Below are 18,654 nucleotides of genomic sequence, written 5' to 3'. Positions count from 1 at the left end.
GAAGATTTTATTCCTGCTTGTGCCGTGAGTCGCGTTTCTTTATTTCCCTCTCTACTGTTATAACCGAATGGACCTTGCCTTTTTCATTGATCAACGGAGTTGCTGTCAACAATACATCCAGAGATCTTTCATCTTTCCTTAGTTTTTTCAGTTTATAGGATTCCAGGATATCATCTTTTGAAAGCTTCTTTAATATGGATAAGAATTCCCCATCCGAATTCTCAGGTATCATATCCATCACATTCATCCGGAGTGCTTCTTCTTCACTCCATCCGTACATGTTCTGTGCCATTGGGTTCCAGGAGAGGATATTTCCTTCCATATCCTGTACAACCAGTGCATCTCCCGATTCACGCATTACCTGTTGCATAAGTTCTACGATCTCTGTCTGTCTTTCCTTGAGCTTCTTTAGCGCGGTGATGTCAGTAAAAGTAATAACTGCCCCTTCAGTATTGCCTTCTATAGTGAGGTAAGGCCGAATATTTACTATGAACCATTCATCATCATCTGTTTTGATTTCAAAATCCTCAGCTGTTTCACTATTGAGTACTTTTTCTACATCTAGCAGGAGATCATCATAGTTAGAGAAGTTAGAAACAGTATGTTTGAGAGGTCTTCCCACATCCGAGGGTATCAGATTGATAAGCTTGGTAGCTGCGGGAGTGAAGCGCTGTATACGCAGGTCATTATCTACAAAAACAATACCCATTCCTGTATTATCCAGAATATTATTGATATCGTCATTTGCCTGGGATAGTTCGCTCACTTTAGCCTGCAGTTCGGCATTTACGGTCTCGAGTTCTTCATTGAGTGAATGTAATTCTTCCCTGGAGGTTTCCAGCTCCTCGTTGGTTGACTGGAGTTCTTCATTAATGGATTGCATCTCTTCATTGGAGGATTTGAGCTCTTCGTTCTTGACCTCAAGTTCCTGGTTTGATGCCTCAAGGTACTCTTCCTTGGTTCTGAGTTCCTCTTTAAGCACTTCAATACTCTCATTATCTTCATCTGCTGTACTTTCAGGAGACTCAAACTTGCTTCTTGGAGTGACTTCCCCTTCATGAGCATGTCTGTGAAGATAAAAAGTAACCAGGAATAATTTTCGATCAAATGAATCTTCCACCGGGCTGACCATAAGGTCTATAGTCCTGAAACCACCATTGACCTTTACTCTTATATCCGGGCGCGTTATTTCTGTTTTATGAACATTTGCTTTACGAAGAGCTGCAATCAATGGATTCTTTAATCCCTGCCTGGACATCTGAAGAATGTTATAGCCCGGTTCACCCGGAAGTACTTCAAGATAAAGATTTACACTTCCATGAAGGTAGAGAATATCACCATACTCATCAACGAGGGCTCCTGCAGGAGTATGCCGCTGAAGGAGTTTTCTCTCAGTCAGCTCACGCATATGCATTTTGTTTTCTTTCACAGCTTTTTCTGGTGCTTTTCGATCAATGTCCTTCTTTACATTGGGCGGCAGATATTTCCCTATAATTGTACCATATTCAGTGCTGATCGTCCTACTCTTATAGATCTTTGAGTGACGATCTATTGTATCGAAAAGATTGGAATAATCTTTGATACTTTCAGAGGAGCCCAGCAAAAGGTATCCACCGGATTTCAATGAATAGTGGAACAGATGGATAAGATGTTTTTGTATTTCCTTATCCATATAGATCAGCAGGTTCCTGCATGAAAGCAGATCTATTTTAGAGAAGGGAGGATCCCTGATGACGTCCTGTTCTGAAAAGATAATCATATCACGGATATTTTTATTGATCCGGTAAGTGTCATTTTCAGCGTTATAAGTGAAAAAGCGTTTCAGTCTTTCAGAAGAAATGTCGGTTGAAATGCTGGCAGGATAGACGCCCCTGCGAGCTTCTTCGATATTATACTTATCAATGTCCGTGGCAAATATCTGTACCTTGAAATTTTTTTCAGTTCCTGTATGTGTTCCTGAAGCAAGATCCCAAGGGAATATGCCTCCTCACCAGTAGAACATCCTATCACCCATACACGAATAGTGTCGTCCGGTGACCTGTGTCTGAACAATTTCGGAATTATCTTATTCTGAACCTGATCAAAGGTTTTAGGATTGCGGAAAAAGTTCGTGACACTGATCAGCAGATCACGGAAAAGAGCTTCTGCCTCATCATGATTCTGTTCCAGATAGGTTGCATACCCGTCAAGTGTCTTTAGCTGGTGAACCGCCATTCTGCGCTTTATACGGCGGTTAATCGTTGTCCGCTTATATAAAGAGAAATCATGGCCTGTCTGGTTCAGTAATTCGTCAAATATCTTCTCCATTGAATCTTCGTCTATTGCAGGAAGATCACCAATTTTCTTAAATAGATTGTCCACATAGTCCTTGAGATATTCCGGCATCTCGGAAGGTTCTATAGAATAGTCCACAAGACCTGTTTTAAGAGCACCCATGGGCATACCGGTGTATTCGCTGGTTCGGGGTTTTGCACCATCACAAGACCACCCTCACCTTTGATGGCCCTTACTCCCTGTTCACCATCACTTCCTGTACCTGAGAGCACGATGCCAATTGCCATTTCCTTCTGATCCGAAGCCAGAGACCGGAAGAAGATATCGATGGGTGAGCGATAACCACGTGGCTGGGCAGGCTCCATCAAATGCAATATGCCATTTGTGATGATCATATCTCTGTTTGGGGGTATGATGTACACATGATTTGACTCAACAGCCATCCCATCCTTGACCTGAGAAACTTCCATACTTGTATACCGCTCGATAATCTCAGAAAGCAGACTTTTATGATCAGGAGCCAGATGTTGCACTACCGCAAAAGCCATACCTATATCTGTATCGGTAGGAACAGCAGAAAAAAATTTTTCGAGGGCATCCAGTCCGCCAGCTGATGCACCTATACCAACAACAGGAAAACTACCATTTAATTTATTGTTATTATTTGGTAAACTATTAGAGGATTTATTTCTACCCGATACTTCCTGATTGCCATTAGTAGTATTTATACTGCTCCCATTTTCAGCCATATTTTTTCCTTCACAAAGAGATGGATATTAGAACATTTACCAGTGTGACCTGATATAACTATATTCAAGCAAGGTTCTATATTAACAATTCTCCTTTTTATTAGAGTGAACTAAGTAAAATCAAATTAAAGGTCAGCCTTTTGAAAATCCCCGATATTTTCTGATCAAAGCATATATTCAATATCCCCAAGGCAGTCCAGCAGAGGCAGGATTTTGTTTGTAAGAACCAGACCGATTGCAGTCAATTCATATGTGTGCAAATCACTTTTTATTAGATAATGGTCTTCCATTATTTGAAGGTGCGAAATAATTATACGTTTTTCTATATCGAGTTTCTCACCAAGAGTATGCAGACTTTTTCCTCCTTCATACAACAAAAGTAATATATTGACCCTGAATTCCGATCTGAACAGTACGTCGATCAAGCTTTTCTTTTCCAAATTATCCCCTTCTGAACACAGGCATTCTGGAAATTATCACCTGTACAGATTACTGCAATAAGATAGGAATATTTAGTCTGTTAGATAAAAATATCCGCGCATAATTTAGTATTGAATGTTTAATTTTAGCAGATAACTATTATCAAATGATATCTATGATTTTAAACCGTTAATGCATGATAGGATCAGTAAGCAATTAACCTGATAAATTCATCAGATCCAAAATGGAAATTCAAATCAAGTGTATTATGAATCACTATCGTTCACTTGGTATTGGTAATCTTTACATGGATAAGATTTTATATTACAGAATGCTTTGCATTATAGGTCGCGTTAAATAAAAAAGGTCAAACAAAAAGAGGATCTGATAGAAAATGAAAAGAGCTCTCCAGGATGTTGTCTTTGCATCTGAAAAAAGAAAAAATGTCCTGCTGCTACTGCAGGACGGTCCCAAAAAGATGGATACTCTACTGAATGCAGTGGATACGAACAGACAGTCTCTGCTTCCACAACTCCGGATACTTGAAGAGCACCACCTTATCGATCACTACGATGATACCTATGAGCTGACGACCATGGGTAAATTGGTTATTGATGAAACCGCCCCTTCAATAGAATTAATGGAATTCCTTGACACAAACATCGATTACTGGGGAACCCGTAACCTGGATTTCATTCCCTCCATACTTTTGAGTAGAATAAAAGAACTTGGCAACTGCAGGATAGTGAATCCCACTGTTACAGAACTGCATGAGATGGATAAGGAGTTCTCCAGAGCTGCAGAGCAGTCCGAATCCCTTTACGGTGTAACCAATTATTTTCATCCTAACTTCCCTGGCCTTTTCTCTAAAATGGCAGAAAAAGGTCTTAAAGTTCACTTTATCCTTTCTGAAGATCTGGCAGATAAATTACATAGTGAAAATTATGGTGATTTTAACAAACTCCTCAAAAACAACTTGTTCAGTTTTTCCGTCTATCCCGGAAAACTGAATGTTATGTCCTTCATGTTCCATGATAATCATCTGATGATGCATATGCTCGACAAAAAGGAAAAATTTGATAATAAATATATTCTTTGCGAAAACGAAGAAGCGATATATTGGGCAAACGAACTGTTCGAGTACTATGAACAGAAATCAAGACCTATATCAGAACATATCAAACCTGATCTGGCAAGTGAGCCCCTTAAGACTTAATTTCAGTTTAAACCAAAAAAGCTTGAATGACTATTCCATAGCCATCTCAAGCAGATCGATGATATCCAGTATCTCGACCTTCGGTTCCCCACGTTTGAGGTTCGTCCTGCACAAAGGACATGCGGTTATAAGATAATCCACATCTTCTGGCATCTCCTCAAGTCTTCTCTTTGAGAGCTCCAGGGACAGTTCGGGATAACCTTTGAGCACACCGCCGCCTGCACCGCAACATCTTGCTTTTTCACGGTTGCTCTCCATTTCCTCAAGATTGGATACCGCCTTAATAAGTTCTCTTGGTGCATCAAAGACACCGTTGCACCTTCCCAGATGACACGGGTCGTGATAGCTGACCTTCAGGTCAAGTTTCTTCAGGTCCATCTCGGCCAGACGCTCAGCCAGGAATTCGGTTACATGGACAACCTTGAGGTCTTCCGGATAATCGTTCCTAAGAGCTGTAAAACATCCTGCACAACCGGTGATTACCGTATGTGCACCCGTCTTTTTGATCTGATCCAGGTTCTTTGATATAAGCTCTGACGGATCAGACCCGGTTCTCAGAAGCGGGGAGCCACAGCATACCTCTTCCTTTAGTACTGTCACACCGAACTTCTTCAGTATATCGAAGGTCCTCTTTGTAAGTTCAGGATACCTGTATGAACCCAGACATCCCGCAAAGAAGACGTAGTCCGCCTTTTCCGTGACATCCTTTGCAGATTCACCAAGCCAGTCCATCCTTTCCTTTTCCTCACCCAGAGCATTGCCAAGCTCATTTGCCCTGCCTGCAATATCCCTCTGGGCATCGGTCATCTTACCGTGGAGTACGAGCTGATGTCGGGTATTCTCCACAACCTCGGGAGGTGCTGCACCGGAAGGACACAGTTGCTCACAGAGTCCGCAGGTAGTGCACATGTTCAGGCTGTCGAGCACATCCTTATCCGCCTCAAGACCCATGGAGACACCATGTGCCACAAGCATACGTCCCCTGGCACTGGCGGATTCCCAGCCCACAACATCAAAGACCGGACAGACCGAACGACACGTTCCACACCTGACACATTTCAGTATTGAACGCATATCATGATCCATGCTCAGACCCCCATCTTACCCGGATTGAGTATTCCCTTCGGGTCGAGAGCCTTCTTGATCGTCATCATTACATCCAGGGCATTCCCAAGTTCAAGTTCAAGGTACTCGCTTCTTGCACCACCGACACCGTGCTCGGCGGTCACAGTACCACCCATCCTGATGGCAGTATGGTGTATCTTATCGGCTGCACTGTTGAGTTTCTCCCAGTCACCATCTTCTAGCACATCGATACACATTCCTGTGTGCAGGTTCCCGTCACCGATGTGTCCGTATGTCATGATCGGCAGGTCGAACTCATCGGATATCTCACGTACCTTGTGCAGCATCTGTGGGATTTCCTTTATGGGTACGCCGATATCCTCGCCCACGTATACACGGGTACGCAGAGGATCAAGGCGTGAGACCGCTGCCCCCACAAGCCTTCTGGCAGCCCATATCTCATCACGCTCTTCCTTGTTGGCTGCCGTCTTGATATCTATGGCCAGGGACTTGCAGACTTGCTCTATCATCTCGATTCCTTCATGCACGGAGTTCTCGGTACCATCCACCTCAAAGAGCAGGATGGCTCCCACTTCGGGAATTCCTATATGGGGGTCATAGGCATTGATGGCCTGAATGATATTACTGTCAAGTATCTCACATGCAGAAGGGATTATTCCCGAGGACAGTACCTTTACAACTGCCTTTCCGGCAAGTTCCGGATCCTCAAAGGAAGCAAGCAATACCGAGCGCTCCTGTGGCAGTGCCCTCACCTTCAGTGTGGCCCTGGTTATTATCCCGAGTGTTCCTTCAGAACCCACGAAAAGATCTGTAAGAGAATAACCTGCCACGGATTTCATGGTTTTTGAGCCTGTGTTTATAATTGTCCCGTCAGCCAGTACAACTTCAAGGCCAAGCACATAGTTGCGGGTGGTACCATACTTCACAGAGCGCATTCCGCTTCCGTTATTGGCAATGAGTCCGCCCAGTGTGCACATGGCAGAGCTTCCGGGATCCGGCGGAAAGAAAAAACCATAGGGTTCAAGTTCTGCATTCAGCTTCTCCTGGACGATCCCCGGCTCGACCACAACCTGCAGGTTATCAAGGTCCATCTCGACCAGATGGTTCATAGCCGACATATCAAGCACAATGCCACCTTCCACGGGTACTGCTCCTCCGGCAAGTCCCGTACCGGCACCCCTGGCTGTTATGGAAATATCATTATCATATGCAAGTTTCACTATCTCTGATACCTGTTCGGTGGTATCCGGCCTGATCACAAAATCAGGCATTCCCCTTATCTGGGAAGCATCACAAGAATAACAATAAAGATCTGCAGTTGAGGTGGAAACCCTTTTTTTACCAGCGATCTCCTGCAACTTTTCAAGTAGAACGGTATTTTGCATGGAATCAGTTTTTAACTAAGAATATAACATTTATACTTGTTGGTGATGGCAAAGCTTTACATCTACCTGCAACATTTAGCCAGCGATGACACGATACTTTGAGGTACTGCAACGGGACGGAGCCGCCCGTATCGGTAAGCTGATTTTCGGTGAGACCGCGCAGACCCCTTATATAATAGATACCAGGACCTTAAGCTCAGAGGACAGCCTGATAACGGATGCAGGGTCAGTCTGGGGATCAGGGTCTTTCGAAGAGGCAGAAAGGAATTTTAAAAAAATACGTGAAGCTGTTAAAGATAACTCACTGGTGATTCTGCCTCACCAGTCATACCCTCCTGAGGTCCCTGAGGAAATAAAAGACTCTGCAACATGCCGGTATGATCCTGACAGCGAGGGCCCCACCGGAGAAATATACAGACCCGGCTGCAGCTCAGATGCCAGGGATATGTATATCCTGGAAGGTGCCGGCTGTTTTGAGAACAATGCAAGGCAGTTCTTCAATGAACTGATTGAGATGAAGAAAGGTATTGCAGCTGATACCGCGGTCTATACACCCAATATCTGCCTGCCCGAAAACCTTGCCATGCTGATATATCTGGGAGTAGATATCGTTGATAATACAAAGGCCCTTGTCGCAGCCCACAGTGACATATTCCTCACAACAGCGGGCAGATTCTATCTTGATTCACTTACCGAGCTGCCCTGCAGGTGTGAAGCATGCGCGGGAACAAGTGCAACCGAGCTCAGGGAAATGGAAAAGAGAGAGAGAGCGAAGGTCCTTGAAAAGCATAACCTCAATGCTCTGGAATCAGAACTTGTACTTGTAAGAGAAAAGATACGTGCCGGCATGCTACGCGAATATGTGGAGGGACAGTGCAGGACACGACCCTGGCTGACAGCACTTTTGAGGCTCGCAGACAGTGAATATGAGTATCTGGAAGAGAAAAGTCCCCTTGCCAGATCCAACGAGATGCTGGCAAACAGCAGTGAATCACTCAGCAGGGTTGAGGTCGTAAGATTTGCACAAAGGATTCAACAACGCTACACCCCTCCTGAAGCAGACGTACTGGTACTGCTGCCATGCTCCGCAAAAAAGCCATATTCCATATCCAACTCCCACTGGAAGTTCATCAAAGCCATAGGAGATAAGCGCCGTTTTGTGCATGAGATCATAATAACATCACCCATGGGGATAGTCCCCAGGGAACTGGAGCTTACCTACCCTGCAGCACACTATGATACCGCAGTGACTGGCTACTGGGATGCCGAAGAGCGTGAATGGGTCGCAGGCTGCCTGGAAAAATATCTCAGGAAAAATAAGTACGGTGTCATTGTTGCCCATGTGGAGGGTGCCTACAGACAGATATGCGAAACGGTTTCTGAAAGACTCGGGATAGAGATGCTATTCACAGCTTCAGGCAGTGTGACATCCCCTGATTCACTCAAAAGACTGAGGGAAGAGCTGTCAAAACACACCGAAGGTCGGGCACGTAACGTGGAAGAGCGTAAGAAGGACATGATGCGCTGCCTTGCAGATTACCAGTTTGGCAAAGGCTCTGCGGAGATACTTGTGCCTGAGAGTTCAATAGTAAAAGGACCATTCCCCAAGTATCAGATATTTGAGGGAAAAAAGCAACTTGTCACCCTGATACCCCAGTACGGCACGCTTGCTGTCACCATCGAGGGCGCCGAGCGTATGATAGAATCCGGAAAATACATTGTGGAAATTGACGATTTCGTACCCAGGGGATCCCTGCTTGCACCCGGAGTTATAAAAGCGGATCCGCAGATCAGACCCGGTGATGAAGTATTTGTAAGCGGAAAGAAAGCAATATGTGTTGGCAGGACCGCCATGAGCGGGACCGAGATGCAGGAGTCAGGCCGTGGCGTGGCAGTCGACCTGCGTCATGTTAAAAAGGTAAAATGACAGAGTAGTAATAGGTGATACCGAAGACATGAGAGTTCGATACTTCCGGCCGCAGGATTTTGAGAAGGTAATGGAAATCGAATCTGAGGCCTTTGAAGAGCACAACCCCTTCATCTACATGAACTTTTATGAGATGAACAATGAATATTTCCTTGTCGCTGACTACAATGGTTATGTGGTGGGATTTGTGGCCGGCTACCAGATGTCTGAAACCGAAGGAAGGATCTTTTCACTTGCAGTAAAACAGGATTACCGGGGCTATGGAATCGGCACCCGGCTTCTGGAAGCTATAATGAGGGTTTTCAGGCGAAAAGCACTCAGATACGCAAATCTGGAAGTTCGGCTCAGTAATGTCAGGGCACAGAGCTTATACCGGAAAATGGACTTTATCCCCTGCTGGATCGAGCATGGCTACTATTCCGATGGCGAAGACGGCATAATAATGAAAAAGGTCCTGTCTCCACATATAAGAACAGGAGTAAGAAGGGTCCTGGGCAAGCCAGCACATCAGAGAGAATGGCCTGCCTTAAAGATCAGGAATAAGATTTAAGAGCTTTTAACAAGCCGGGCACTTGCTTTATGAGCAAGTTCCTGCATTCTGGAAGAAGTACCACCAAAGTCCGATACGTTGTTATTTCTTGAAATAGCGGATGCCAGATCATTTCCAAGCACGAATATAGCATGTTTGTGTTCGGCCTTACTCCGGTGAACATGCAGCGGACTTATGGACAGCGAATTGTACTCGCTAAACTCATCTTCTATTCCCATATGCTCGAAATGCTTTTTAATCTGAGCCATCAGAGCATGCAACTGTATAAGTTCATCTTTATGCATACCAACCAACCTTATAATAAGCTATGATAAACCTGAACTATGTTTTTGGGCACAGTCCAAATTTTGTACCGAGTTTTAATTTTCTTATATCGAAATAAAGGTATTTCCCCCGGAAATGGGGCTTAAGTTTTGATATATAAGAGTTTCGAATATATCTCAATGATTAATCATTTAGAAATAGAGAAAAGTTTGCGCACATTATAAAAAATAACAGTCATATAAAATAAATCTTGTGGTGCCTGCGCGCAGGCACCTTACAGAAAAATCACAGTGCATCAGCGGTAAAGACCTTCACGGATGCAGGCCTTTTTGTAACACTTCCCACCTTTGCACCAATCAGGTTCTCAATTCCTTTGTCTGCTGCAATGTCAAGTATCCTTTGCGTGACAACTCCGTCAAAGACCACACTCTTCACTTCGCTGTCATAATCCTTGAGGGTGCTTACAAGATCCCTTACAGCAGTCTCATTGACAACCTTATCCTTTGAATCCAGGAAGCGGGCACTGAAAGTTCCAAGCAGGTCATTGGCATGTGTCTTGAACTTCTTTCCTGCAGGAGAGACTTTTACGCTTATATCTGCTTTCTTTGCTTCTACAGACTTTGGTTTTGACCTTTCACGTGAGTTTCTCTTGGGGCCTTTGCCCTCGGCTGAAGGAGGTATCTCCTTAACACCAACCTTCTTGACCTTCGGAGGGCCTACCCTCTTGATATCGGATCTTCTGTCCTTTCTCTTGGAGATACGTGATGTTTTTCCGGAATTATCTTCAGAATCCTTGATGCTGTACTTATCAATTACCTGTTCAACAGGAACTTTCTGCCTGAGGGATCTGATGATCTCTTTCTGCACAAGGTCTTCGACACTCTTGCCGTCAGGGGCACGGGCAATGTAGTCCACATTTGCTACCTGAACCATTTCCTTGACAATGAGTTCGCCTCCACGGTCACCATCTGTAAACACGGTCACAGTATCCTTCTTCTTGGTAAGGTCCGCAACCTCGGGAGGAACATTGGTGCCTCCGACACATACAGTGTTCTTTATACCGTAGCGGAGAAGGTTCAGGACATCGGCACGACCCTCGACAACGATGATAGCATCTGAATCAAACACCGCAGGTCCGCATGGAACCTTGTTCTTTCCGAAGAACTGCATCTCCTCGACCCTTACGGACTGGCGGACCTGGTCTGCTATCTCCTGTGATTCGGGCAGGTTCTCATCGAACATCCCGGTGAGAATGAATTTCGCCCTTTCTATTATCTGGTGCCTTTTGGTCGCCCTTACATCTTCCATCTGGGTGATCTCGATCTTCGCGCTGCATGGACCGACTCTGTCAATTGTTTCCAGAGAAGCTGCCAGAATTGAGGTTTCGACCCTGTCCAGGCTTGAAGGGATAAGGATAGTACCTCTTGTCTTGCCACCCTTGGCATTTACAACAACCTCGATCCTCCCGATCCTGCCGGTCTTCTGGAGGTCACGCAGGTCAAGATCTGACCCCAGCAATCCTTCGGTCTGGCCGAAAATAGCTCCTACTATATCAGGACGCTCAATTATCCCGTCAGCATTGATCTTGGAATGAATGATATATTTTGTAGTATCTGCATTTTGCATTTAGATTCTCCTTGAATTCTTATGTGAAGACATCTCAGGTCTTCGTTCAATGCAAAAATAGTAAAATCCGTTAACACTACATGTAGACATGTGAGACAGGCAGCACGAAGAATGTATTAACACCAGGAAAGGGATTTCCCATCTTTTAAAATATAAGTCAGGACTTATTAAATTGAAATATAAGACACCATTGCTAAACTACTTCTACTATATGCCCTTTTAAACCATTAGTTTAACATGTGCCGTGGTATCTAAGTTAACCACTCAAACATCCTGTACAGACATACTTAGCAGTTTTCCAAATCCCTCATCAAATCCCGATAGATATAACCTTACCTTGCACTTTGTATTTTCCTGCTCTCCCTGAGTTTATGATATGGTTTTACACGTAATGAATAATGATTATGATTAAACTATATTTGCATTATTTGGAAACACCCATAGCACGGGGCATTTCTGTGATCTTGATGTCGTATCAAGCATTGAATGTAACTAAACAAATGTTGTTACATAAGATACTATAATGCAAAGTCTTATAAACTTATGGGTGCGTAGCAAACGCACATTTAAAACATAGAACACAAGTTATCTTGACCTGTACGCGCTCTGAATACATCGGAGAGCAAAGAACAATCAATATAAGTGAAGTAGTTACAGATAAAGTTCAGACATGTACGAAAAAGAAACTGCAGACAGAAAAAAACTGATCATAGTGGGAGGAGGAGCTGCCGGCATGGCTGTGGCGACAAGTGTAAGACGCCATGGAAACTATGATATCACCGTATTCTCATCCGATTCCCATACAGCCTACAGCCAGTGTGGCATGCCCTTTGTACTTGCCAGGGAAATAGAGGATTTCAACTCACTTGTACTGAGGAAAAAGGAATTCTTTGAGGATATGGATATAGACCTGCGACTCAATACCACAGTGGATTCCATTGACCTGGAAGCCCGCACTGTTTCCACAGGCAAGAAAACATATACCTTTGACAAACTGCTCATTGCCACAGGCAGCAGGCCAGAAGTGCCCGGGAACCTGAGATCCGGAGCAGAACTGGATAACGTTTTCACTCTCAGGACACTCAGCGATGGAATGGAAATTGACCGGGCCATGGAAAAGGCAGAGAGCATCGTTGTTATAGGAGGCGGGGGGATAGGTGTCGAAATTGCCATTGCTGCTGCAAAGAGAGGCCTCAGAACGTTTCTGGTCAACCGCGGAACTTCCCTTCTATCACATAATATAGATCCGGATATGGCGGAGATCGTTCAGGAGCACATAGAGTCCCTGGGGGTAAGTGTCCTGACCGGAGAGACACCACAATCGATCAACGGCCAAAATAAAATAGAGTCTGTCACCATCGGAGGAGAGGATTTCCCTGCCGATATGGTAGTAATATCCACAGGCGTCTGGCCTGAGACAGAACTTGCATCTGATGCCGGGATAGAGATCGGCAGTACCGGAGGAATAATCGTGAACGATCATCTTCAGGTGAAAACAAAGCAAGGTTTTGACCCTGATGTCTATGCAGGTGGAGAATGTGTCCAGTTGTATGATTTCGTTACCGGTTCTCCAATGCTCAGCCAGCTTGCAAGCACAGCAAGAAGGATGGCCGGCACCATACGCGACAATCTTGTATCAAAACCCTCAGGTTTCGGATCCATTGTCAACCCCTGGGTAGCTGCTGTCGCAGAGCTGCAGGTTGGAACAGTGGGTATCAACACCAGGATAGCAAGGGAACATGGCATTGATATTGCGAGCGGGCTTGCCACAGGCAGCACCAGGGCAGGCTATTATCCCGGTTCAACAAGGATCTTTGTCAAATTACTGTTCAGTAACAGGGTACTGGTAGGTGCGCAGGTGATCGGTGGAGAGGGAGTAAAAGAGAGAATCGACGGGCTCTCCCTTGCCATAAAAAAGAAAACCACAGTTGATGAGCTCCTTGAACTCGAAACATGTTACACCCCACCACTTTCCACCCTGGAGGACCCAATGATATTTGCAGTCCGGGGAGCTCTTAAGAAGATACCCGGGAGTAAGAAGTGATAGAGATAGACGGATCCTTCGGAGAGGGAGGCGGCCAGATACTCAGAACCGCAGTATCCCTTGCAGCGGTGATCGGGAAAGACATAACTATTAAAAACATCCGTAAGAACCGCCCGAACCCCGGACTAAAGCCCCAGCATATGAAATCCATCGAGCTTGCTGCCCTTATATCCGGAGCAGGAGTCAGGGGACTTCATCCGGGTTCCACTGAGATCTGCTTCTCTCCAGTGGAAATAAAGGGGATTGATACGACAATAGACATCGGCACTGCCGGAAGCATCCCTCTGCTTTTACAATGTATTATGCCGGCAGCCTGTGCCTCTGACGGAAATATCAGCCTCAGGATACGGGGAGGGACAGATGTTGACTGGTCACCGTCCGTTGACTACCTGAAGCATGTAACCCTGAATGCACTGTCAGAAATGGGATACAGGGCCAGCATCAGGACCATTGCCAGAGGATATTATCCAAAGGGCGGAGGACTTGTTGAAGTAGTGATAGAGCCTGCAGGTCTTAAGGAATATCATTATTTCCGGGAAGAAGAGAACATTTCCGGCATATCCCATGCATCGAATCTGCCGGAACATGTAGCCCGAAGGCAGGCCGAATCCGCGAAAAGCCTTCTGAGAGAGCATGGATTTGAATGTGATATCCTTGTGGAGGACAACAACTACCTTTCCACAGGAAGCGGAGTGAACCTCTGGTCAGGTTTTATTGGTTCCGTGTCAACCGGAAAAAGGGGGTTACCTGCTGAAAAAGTAGGAAGCCGGGCTGCAAAGCAGATGGCTGCAAGCCTGCAATCGGGTGCTGCTGTTGACATTCATCTTGCCGATCAGCTCATACCATTTATGGGACTTGCGGGTGGCGGCTCGTTTACGACTACGGAGCTCAGCGGACATCTGAAAACCAATATATGGGTGACAGAACAGTTCCTTGATGTAAAATTCGAAGTAAAAGAAACAGACGGACTGATAGGTGTCCGTGTCAGATAAGTTTATTCAGGATTCCCTAATGCTGATATAATCAGCAGGTATGTTCTTTGCCAGAACGATATCGTCATTGACAACAACTATATCGATGCCATCTTCCTGGGCTGCTTCTGCATCTATCTCAAAGATCACCGGATTCTCGGTATGTATGGAAGCTGCCCTCATTGCCTTGTCAAATGACGTACTGAGATGTACGTAACACTGCCTGACAGGGATTATCCCGTTCTCAAGCAGCATATCTGCCTCTTCCTGGCTGACCCCGTAGTAAAGATAGGGAAGTTCATTCTCAGGATAGTCGGGTACAAGATCAACTTCAACGGAATGACCGTATCGGGCCCTGATAAAAGATCCGTCAATCTCATAGCGTCCTTTCCTGTCAGATTCCACAAGGGAGATCAGGCGTTCGGTGGTACCCCACTTGTAACGCTTTTTCATGATCTTGCAGAGGATATCCATATCCACCCAGCCCTGGGGATCAATTTCAAGACCAACGTCCTCAGGGAAGTGTCTCAATGCACCGGAAACGAACCTGCCAAGTCTTTCTTCCCTTTCATCATCCAGCACATAACGTCCTTCATTAGCACAGTCCGGGCATTGCTCGCCCCTGAAATACCCATGCTGTTCACATTTACGGATCATGATATCTTTCCAGATATATCTTATAATTAATATAAGTTGTCAAAAAGAGTCGGTCTCGTAATAAAAGTTTGATAAACTATTACCCTCTGTAAAGAACAAAGGTTTTAAAATGGATCGTACATCTTAGTCTCTCAGGTATTAATATGGACGAAGTTACTGAGATATACGATAAACTTGGAGACATCATAAGTCAGGAGGAGTTCCGCAAAAAGGTCGACGAGAAGGTTGACCAGATGAGCGGATTGTGTGATATGCGGACCGCAGCAATGCTGGTAGCACACGATCTGGGAGTCAATGAAACGGAAACCTCCGTACAGAAAATAGCCGACATCACACCTGAAAGCGGAAATGTAAGGCTCATCGCAAAGGTCATGTCAGTCTTTCCTGCAAAGGAATTCAACCGCAATGACGGCACCATCGGAAGGGTTGCAAACCTTATTGTTGCAGATGATACGGGATCCATACGCCTGACACTCTGGGATGACAAGGCGGACCTCGTCAAGACAGGTGATATTGAGATCGGGCAGAACTTCCAGATAAGCGGTTATGTAAAGGAAGGATACTCGGGAATCGAGGTCAACATAGGGAACAACGGAATACTCTGCGAGAGTGAAGAGAAGATAGAGGCCTGTGTCGACTGCACGAAGATCGAGGATGTCAAGAATGGCATGGGGGATCTGAACCTCAAGGGAAAGGTACTTGATATCTCCGAGGTCAGGACGTTCAACCGCAAGGACGGGTCCACAGGAAGGGTATCAAACATCACCATCGGTGACGATACCGGTAAAATAAGGGTTACCCTCTGGGATGAGAAGACCGAACTGGCAACCGGAATGAACACAGGCGAGTCCGTGGAGATAATCAATGCATATGCCAGGGAGAATAACTTCACCCAGCAGGTGGAAGTCCAGGTAGGAAGCCGTACTGTCCTGAAAGCGATTGACGAGGATGTGAACTACTCCGAGAACTTCACACCCATATCCGACATAATCCCAGGTGAGCCATACTCTGTCAAGGGATCTGTTTCAGGTCTTGGCGAACTCAGGGAATTTTCCCGTGACGACGGTACTGTGAACATGGTGTCCAACATCTATGTATCAGATGACACCGGCAGGATAAGGGTTGCACTATGGGGTGATCATGCATTACTTGTGGATGAGCTTGATATCGACACAGAGATTGAGATCATCGACGCATTCTCAAAATCAGGGTTCAACGACGAGATAGAACTCAGTGCCGGAAACAGGACAAGGATCGTCGTACTGTGAAAACAGATATTTCAGGAACATCCGTCTGAAAGGATGTTCAAACTTTATTTTTCTTATATTATAGTGTAGACCTTAATTCAATATCTCCTGTCTTACAACTATCAGACTTTTTCTTATATGACGTGTACTCAAATTTCCTTGCGCTGAGCTAAAGCAAGCTGAAGACACGTATTGTATACAAACATCTATAAATACCATTAAGGCAACATTTTAATTGTGGACTATTAGTGACCTGCTCCTTACTTTCGATCTTAGAGGATGTGGATGGTCTTGAATACTCAGAGGGATCTGGAAACCGACGTTTCGATAAGAGAGATACAAAACGAGATGACGGTTAAAGAGGCGATGACAAAGGAGATCTTTGTCATGAACGCCGATGCAAGTGTTCTTGAAGTTGCAAGGGAGATGGCCGACCATAATGCCAACAATATAATCGTTCTTGAAGACGGTGACAGTGTGGGCATTATCACGGAAAATGATATTGTTTCCAAAACAGTGGTCAGGAACATACTTCCCGCGGAGATGCTTGCCAGGGACATAATGTCGTCTCCTATCATATCCATAAAACCTTCTACCGGTATCATAGAAGCAGCCGAACTTATGATCAAGTCCGATATACGCAGGCTCGCTGTAATGGAAGGGAATGTAATACTGGGTATGATCACGGATAGAGATATATTATCCATATCTCCCGGACTGAATACCATTCTTGTGAACCTTATCGAAATGAATCGCGAAAGGGATTTCCTGCAGGAAACAGATGTTGAACGTGGGATCTGCCAGCGTTGTGGTGCTCTTACCGACAACCTGACAGAAGTTGACGGAGTACCCATGTGTGAGGACTGCAGAGAGGAAGAAGGTTACTACGACTAGTTATTGCTGGTCGGTTTAGATCAAAGGACACGTGAAAGCTGGTGAAACAGATGTCTGCCTCGATATATTATGAAAGATACAGTGTATCGGCCTATAAAGCAATCAAAACTATTTTTAGCGATCTTACAAAAAAAGCGGTGTTTACAAAAAACACATGCATTGGCGGCAGACACGATGGTTTATCTGTGTTTTGAAAGTCTTATCTGCTACATATCTTCCTGATAGAAAGACTTGAAGGACAACTAAAGGTCTGGATTTTTGAAGATATGTAGTGGAGTAGCTTACGCGATTTACGGATAAACCTCAACTCCCGAGGGGTTGGTGGTTACTTGAAAATACAAAGAAAAAAAAGCATTCCCGGTCAGGAAAAAAAGCTGATCAACCGGAAAATGAACATATTGAAAGGTAAGGTCAACCGGAAGGACCCGAAGATGATGAGCATTGCAGCAACCATGGATTTTGGTCCGGTTGACTTCATGGCCCATATATCCAGGCACAGAGGCGATATCATGATGGTTGCAACCGTGGAACCGGTAACTCTGCAGCCTACTGCTACTATCATCAATGCTGTCAGGTTAATGAGCGTTGCAGGCATCAGAAGAATACCCGTAACAAATGCGGGAACAAATCGTCTGGAAGGTATGATCACATCAATCGATATTATAGATTTTCTTGGAGGCGGAAGCAAGAAGCTGCTGATAGAGAAACATTATCAAGATAACTTCCTCATAGCAATGAACGCGGAAATCCGTTCGATCATGTGTGATGAAGTAATATATGTGAACAGAGAGGCAAAGATTGCAGACGTCATCAAGATCATGATAGAGAAAAACATCGGAGGAATTCCAGTTGTAAACGAAGCAAAAGTTGTATGCGGAATCTGTACTGACAGGGATTTTCTGGAACTGATCGCAGGGATTCCTGCAAACAAGTCCATAAGTCAGTATATGAGCAAAACAGTAGAGGAAACACCATCTGATTATACTATAGAGGATGCTGCCAGGATAATGGTGGAAAAAGGATATTCACAGATACCTGTCATGGAGGGCGGGATGCTGCTTGGTATTGTAACAGCATCTGACATACTTGAATATATAGCCACAGGCCATGCATTTGAAAAAATGGTCACGGGCAATTTCCATGAGGTCATGAAAGAAACTGTGGGTTCCCTGACAAAAAGAGAGACCATATTCGTTACCCCGGATGTTGATCTGGGAAGAGCGGCACAGATAATGATCAGTAGCGGAGTCAACTCCCTGCCGGTCATGGAGAATGGTGTTTTTTGTGGAATCGTTACCTCAAGGGATATCCTGAATGCGATATCCGAATGATTCGGGAAGATAA

Annotated in this window: 17 protein-coding genes; 8 read left to right on the top strand and 9 right to left on the bottom strand. The window is 44.9% G+C overall.

Going from position 1 to position 18,654, the window contains the following annotated elements; all coding sequences use genetic code 11:
- Positions 1-7 precede the first annotated feature (7 nt).
- From HWN40_RS13605 to HWN40_RS01335, 4 genes are all read right to left on the bottom strand, one after another.
- On the bottom strand, positions 8-1,888 hold the full coding sequence (locus HWN40_RS13605; protein ID WP_281361441.1) for a PAS domain-containing protein: 1,881 nt from the start codon (positions 1,886-1,888) through the stop codon (positions 8-10).
- Positions 1,822-2,436 (bottom strand): CheR family methyltransferase, encoded by a 615-nt coding sequence (locus HWN40_RS13500; RefSeq protein ID WP_281361367.1) that lies wholly within the window; start codon positions 2,434-2,436, stop codon positions 1,822-1,824. Before HWN40_RS13500 ends, HWN40_RS13605 begins: the two co-directional genes overlap by 67 nt.
- Entirely contained in the window at positions 2,397-3,023 is a 627-nt protein-coding gene (locus HWN40_RS13495; protein WP_246275947.1) for a chemotaxis protein CheB, read from the bottom strand. Before HWN40_RS13495 ends, HWN40_RS13500 begins: the two co-directional genes overlap by 40 nt.
- A 164-nt stretch (positions 3,024-3,187) precedes the next feature.
- Positions 3,188-3,463, bottom strand: coding sequence for a hypothetical protein (locus HWN40_RS01335; RefSeq protein ID WP_176964074.1), 276 nt, complete (start codon positions 3,461-3,463; stop codon positions 3,188-3,190).
- Between the two features lie 374 nt (positions 3,464-3,837).
- On the opposite strand from HWN40_RS01335, the gene HWN40_RS01330 reads away from it, so the two are divergent.
- Positions 3,838-4,659: a helix-turn-helix transcriptional regulator gene (locus tag HWN40_RS01330; RefSeq protein WP_176964073.1), complete on the top strand. Its 822-nt coding sequence runs from the start codon at positions 3,838-3,840 to the stop codon at positions 4,657-4,659.
- 30 nt (positions 4,660-4,689) lie between these two features.
- Here the strand turns inward: HWN40_RS01330 and HWN40_RS01325 are convergent, their stop codons facing one another.
- Positions 4,690-5,745, bottom strand: coding sequence for a (Fe-S)-binding protein (locus HWN40_RS01325; RefSeq protein ID WP_176964072.1), 1,056 nt, complete (start codon positions 5,743-5,745; stop codon positions 4,690-4,692).
- A gap of 2 nt (positions 5,746-5,747) precedes the next feature.
- On the bottom strand, positions 5,748-7,130 hold the full coding sequence (locus HWN40_RS01320; RefSeq protein ID WP_176964071.1) for an FAD-binding oxidoreductase: 1,383 nt from the start codon (positions 7,128-7,130) through the stop codon (positions 5,748-5,750).
- A gap of 85 nt (positions 7,131-7,215) precedes the next feature.
- Here HWN40_RS01320 and arcS point away from each other — a divergent pair, with 85 nt between their 5' ends.
- Together arcS and rimI are read left to right on the top strand one after the other, a co-directional pair.
- Positions 7,216-9,057, top strand: a complete 1,842-nt coding sequence (gene arcS / locus HWN40_RS01315) for an archaeosine synthase subunit alpha (protein WP_176964070.1) — start codon at positions 7,216-7,218, stop codon at positions 9,055-9,057.
- 28 nt (positions 9,058-9,085) lie between these two features.
- Complete coding sequence (gene rimI / locus HWN40_RS01310) at positions 9,086-9,607, top strand: ribosomal protein S18-alanine N-acetyltransferase (protein WP_176964069.1); 522 nt, start codon at positions 9,086-9,088, stop codon at positions 9,605-9,607.
- Here the strand turns inward: rimI and HWN40_RS01305 are convergent.
- Together HWN40_RS01305 and dnaG are read right to left on the bottom strand one after the other, a co-directional pair.
- Positions 9,604-9,891, bottom strand: coding sequence for a UPF0058 family protein (locus HWN40_RS01305; protein ID WP_176964068.1), 288 nt, complete (start codon positions 9,889-9,891; stop codon positions 9,604-9,606). The two genes, rimI and HWN40_RS01305, sit on opposite strands and share 4 nt — an antisense overlap.
- 265 nt (positions 9,892-10,156) lie before the next feature.
- Positions 10,157-11,497 (bottom strand): DNA primase DnaG, encoded by a 1,341-nt coding sequence (gene dnaG / locus HWN40_RS01300; protein WP_176964067.1) that lies wholly within the window; start codon positions 11,495-11,497, stop codon positions 10,157-10,159.
- A gap of 670 nt (positions 11,498-12,167) precedes the next feature.
- Between dnaG and HWN40_RS01295 the strand changes: the two genes are divergently transcribed.
- Together HWN40_RS01295 and rtcA are read left to right on the top strand one after the other, a co-directional pair.
- Entirely contained in the window at positions 12,168-13,541 is a 1,374-nt protein-coding gene (locus HWN40_RS01295) for an FAD-dependent oxidoreductase (protein WP_176964066.1), read from the top strand.
- Positions 13,538-14,533: an RNA 3'-terminal phosphate cyclase gene (rtcA, locus tag HWN40_RS01290; RefSeq protein ID WP_176964065.1), complete on the top strand. Its 996-nt coding sequence runs from the start codon at positions 13,538-13,540 to the stop codon at positions 14,531-14,533. The genes HWN40_RS01295 and rtcA overlap by 4 nt, the downstream gene beginning before the upstream one ends.
- A gap of 6 nt (positions 14,534-14,539) precedes the next feature.
- Here rtcA and HWN40_RS01285 read toward each other — a convergent pair whose 3' ends face one another.
- Positions 14,540-15,169, bottom strand: a complete 630-nt coding sequence (locus HWN40_RS01285; protein ID WP_176964064.1) for an RNA 2'-phosphotransferase — start codon at positions 15,167-15,169, stop codon at positions 14,540-14,542.
- A 143-nt stretch (positions 15,170-15,312) separates the two neighbouring features.
- Here HWN40_RS01285 and HWN40_RS01280 point away from each other — a divergent pair, with 143 nt between their 5' ends.
- From HWN40_RS01280 to HWN40_RS01270, 3 genes are all read left to right on the top strand, one after another.
- Entirely contained in the window at positions 15,313-16,437 is a 1,125-nt protein-coding gene (locus HWN40_RS01280) for an OB-fold nucleic acid binding domain-containing protein (protein WP_176964063.1), read from the top strand.
- 264 nt (positions 16,438-16,701) lie between these two features.
- A complete protein-coding gene (locus tag HWN40_RS01275; RefSeq protein ID WP_246275946.1) occupies positions 16,702-17,310 on the top strand; it encodes a CBS domain-containing protein in 609 nt (202 codons plus the stop codon).
- 329 nt (positions 17,311-17,639) lie between these two features.
- Complete coding sequence (locus HWN40_RS01270) at positions 17,640-18,641, top strand: CBS domain-containing protein (RefSeq protein ID WP_176964062.1); 1,002 nt, start codon at positions 17,640-17,642, stop codon at positions 18,639-18,641.
- Positions 18,642-18,654: the final 13 nt, after the last annotated feature.

The sequence above is a fragment of the Methanolobus zinderi genome (assembly GCF_013388255.1).
GTDB classification, from domain to species: Archaea; Halobacteriota; Methanosarcinia; order Methanosarcinales; family Methanosarcinaceae; genus Methanolobus; species Methanolobus zinderi.
Note: the sequence above shows the minus strand (reverse complement) of the source record. Positions and strands in the feature narration are given on the sequence as shown.

Coding starts and splice junctions, on each gene's coding strand:
- HWN40_RS01280 (WP_176964063.1), top strand. CDS start 15,313: ATGGACGAAGTTACTGAGATATACGATAAACTTGGAGACATCATAAGT.
- HWN40_RS01330 (WP_176964073.1), top strand. CDS start 3,838: ATGAAAAGAGCTCTCCAGGATGTTGTCTTTGCATCTGAAAAAAGAAAA.
- HWN40_RS01320 (WP_176964071.1), bottom strand. CDS start 7,130: ATGCAAAATACCGTTCTACTTGAAAAGTTGCAGGAGATCGCTGGTAAA.
- HWN40_RS13500 (WP_281361367.1), bottom strand. CDS start 2,436: ATGGGTGCTCTTAAAACAGGTCTTGTGGACTATTCTATAGAACCTTCC.
- HWN40_RS01295 (WP_176964066.1), top strand. CDS start 12,168: ATGTACGAAAAAGAAACTGCAGACAGAAAAAAACTGATCATAGTGGGA.
- HWN40_RS01305 (WP_176964068.1), bottom strand. CDS start 9,891: ATGCATAAAGATGAACTTATACAGTTGCATGCTCTGATGGCTCAGATT.
- HWN40_RS01275 (WP_246275946.1), top strand. CDS start 16,702: ATGGTCTTGAATACTCAGAGGGATCTGGAAACCGACGTTTCGATAAGA.
- rimI (WP_176964069.1), top strand. CDS start 9,086: ATGAGAGTTCGATACTTCCGGCCGCAGGATTTTGAGAAGGTAATGGAA.
- arcS (WP_176964070.1), top strand. CDS start 7,216: ATGACACGATACTTTGAGGTACTGCAACGGGACGGAGCCGCCCGTATC.
- dnaG (WP_176964067.1), bottom strand. CDS start 11,497: ATGCAAAATGCAGATACTACAAAATATATCATTCATTCCAAGATCAAT.
- HWN40_RS13495 (WP_246275947.1), bottom strand. CDS start 3,023: ATGGCTGAAAATGGGAGCAGTATAAATACTACTAATGGCAATCAGGAA.
- HWN40_RS01285 (WP_176964064.1), bottom strand. CDS start 15,169: ATGATCCGTAAATGTGAACAGCATGGGTATTTCAGGGGCGAGCAATGC.
- HWN40_RS01325 (WP_176964072.1), bottom strand. CDS start 5,745: ATGGATCATGATATGCGTTCAATACTGAAATGTGTCAGGTGTGGAACG.